The following is a 2,157-nucleotide window of genomic DNA, read 5'->3' on the forward strand; positions in this document are numbered from 1 at the left end:
GGCGAGGCGGCCTCGGCCCTCCCCGGCGGCACGCCGATGGCCGCCGTCGGGCCGGGCGACGTGCTCGTCGCGATCGTCGAGCGCCGCGGGCCGCAGCTCAAGGTCGTCACCGGGTTCCCCGCCGAGGAGGGCGCATGATCGAGTGGTTCGCCTACGCGCAGATCGCGGTGGCGGTCGTCGCCGGCCTGCTGGGCATCGTGCTCGGGCTCGCCGGCCGGGTGCCGAACGACCTCGTCCTCGGATCGCTCGCGCTCGTCGAACTGCTGCTCATCGGCCAGGTCGTCACGGCGCTCGTCGCCCCCGCCGTCGGCAACCCGCCGACGGGCAGCCTGCTGGAGTTCTGGGTCTACCTCGTCAGCGCCGTGCTGCTGCCGCCTGCGGCGGCGCTCTGGGCCCTCATCGACCGGGGCCGCTGGGCGACCGTCGTGTGCGGCGTCGCGGCGCTCGCGGTCGCGGTCATGGTCTACCGCATGCTGCAGATCTGGACCGTGCAGCAGGCGTGAGGCTCGGTCTGGGAGAATCGAAGACGACATGAACGAGACATCCACCGCCCCTGCCGACGCGCGTCGCCGGGGGCGACTCAGCGGCATCGGCCGGGTGCTCGTCGCCGTCTACGGCGTGCTCGCGCTCGCGGCGACCGGGCGCTCGCTGGTGCAGATCATCGAGAAGTTCGACGAGGCGCCCGTCGCCTACGCGCTCTCCGCGCTCGCCGCCGTCGTCTACATCCTCGCGACGGTCGCACTCGTCATGCCCGGTCGCGCGTGGTACCGGGTCGCCTGGGCGACGATCGTCTTCGAGTTCACGGGCGTGATCGTGGTGGGGCTGCTGAGCGTCCTCCGTCCCGACCTGTTCCCGCACGACACGGTGTGGTCGTGGTTCGGCCGCGGGTACCTGTTCATCCCGCTCGTGCTGCCGCCGCTCGGCATGTGGTGGCTCGCGCGCCATCCGGTGCAGGATGCCGGGGCCGACGCCCGCGGCGACGCGCCGCGGACCGCGGTCGACGCCGAGGGGCGCGCGTGAGGACGTTCGCGGGGATCGAGTCGGTCCCCGCCCACTACGGTCCGTCCGCCGTGACGATCGGCAAGTTCGACGGCGTGCACCAGGGGCATCGCGCCGTGATCGCGAAGCTGCGCGAGATCGCCGAGTCGCGACACCTCGAGGCGGTGGCGATCACGTTCGACCGCCATCCTGCGGCCTTCCATGCGCCCGACCGCTGTCCGCCGCAGCTCGTGAGCACGCGGCAGAAGCTCGAGCTGCTCGCGACGACCGGCCTCGACGCGACGGTGCTGCTGCACTACGACGGCGCGCTCGCCTCGAACTCCGCCGAGGCGTTCGTGCGCCGATTCCTGGTCGACGCGCTCGATGCGCGGTTGCTGCTCGTCGGCCACGACTTCCGGTACGGCGCGGGCAACGAGGGCGACGTCGCGCTCCTCCGTCGCCAGGGCCTGGAGCACGGCTTCGACGTGATCGTCGTCGAGGACGTGGTGCCCGAGGGAGGCCGCCGCGTGTCCTCGACCTGGATCCGCGAGCTGCTCGAGGCGGGCGACGTCGAGCACGCCGCCGAGCTGCTCGGCCACGTGCCGACCGTGAGCGGGATCGTGGTGCACGGCTTCAAGCGCGGTCGCGAGCTCGGCTACCCGACGGCCAACCTCGCGCTCGACTCCGAGGGCTTCGTCCCGGGCGACGGCGTCTACGCGGGCTGGCTCATCGACGGCGGGGTGCGGTACCCCGCCGCGATCTCGGTCGGCGACAATCCCACCTTCGAAGGGGTGCCCAAGAAGCAGGTCGAGGCCTACGTGCTCGATCGCGACCTCGACCTCTACGACCACGTGGTCGGCGTCGAGTTCGCCCACCGCATCCGCGGCATGGAGAAGTTCGACGGCATCGACGCGCTCGTCGTCCAGATGGGCCGCGACGTCGACACGGCACGCGAGCTCGTCGGCTGAGGCCGGTCGGCGCCGGGCCGCCGCACCGCTAGGGCTGCGGGGTCGGCCGATCGCGGTCGGTCGGCGGGTGCGGCGCCACGGTCCCGATGCCCGTGAGGAACCGCAGCATCCCGTTCGCCGTGTCGACGAGCGGACTGCCGTGGCCGAACTCCCACGCGGCATCCGTCGCCCGGAGCGTGTGCCCCGCGATCACGGCGCGGATCTCGGTCGG

Annotated in this window: 3 protein-coding genes and 1 pseudogene; 3 read left to right on the plus strand and 1 reads right to left on the minus strand. The window is 72.7% G+C overall.

The annotated features are described in order from the left end of the window. Positions 1 to 134: 134 nt before the first annotated feature. Genes ESO86_RS15850 through ESO86_RS15860 form a run of 3 tightly spaced genes read left to right on the plus strand, consistent with a single transcriptional unit; the run spans position 135 to position 1,946 of the window. Entirely contained in the window at positions 135 to 503 is a 369-nt protein-coding gene (locus ESO86_RS15850; protein WP_129235823.1) for a hypothetical protein, read from the plus strand. A 28-nt stretch (positions 504 to 531) separates the two neighbouring features. Then, positions 532 to 1,020 (plus strand): hypothetical protein, encoded by a 489-nt coding sequence (locus tag ESO86_RS15855; RefSeq protein WP_129235824.1) that lies wholly within the window; start codon positions 532 to 534, stop codon positions 1,018 to 1,020. Then, positions 1,017 to 1,946, plus strand: a complete 930-nt coding sequence (locus tag ESO86_RS15860) for a bifunctional riboflavin kinase/FAD synthetase (protein ID WP_129235825.1) — start codon at positions 1,017 to 1,019, stop codon at positions 1,944 to 1,946. The genes ESO86_RS15855 and ESO86_RS15860 overlap by 4 nt, the downstream gene beginning before the upstream one ends. A 28-nt stretch (positions 1,947 to 1,974) precedes the next feature. On the opposite strand, the pseudogene ESO86_RS19230 reads toward ESO86_RS15860, so the two are convergent. Beyond that, positions 1,975 to 2,157, minus strand: a pseudogene (locus ESO86_RS19230) (hypothetical protein); the annotation flags it as partial.

Source organism: Agromyces binzhouensis (assembly GCF_004135055.1).
In the GTDB taxonomy this organism is placed as follows: Bacteria; Actinomycetota; Actinomycetes; order Actinomycetales; family Microbacteriaceae; genus Agromyces; species Agromyces binzhouensis.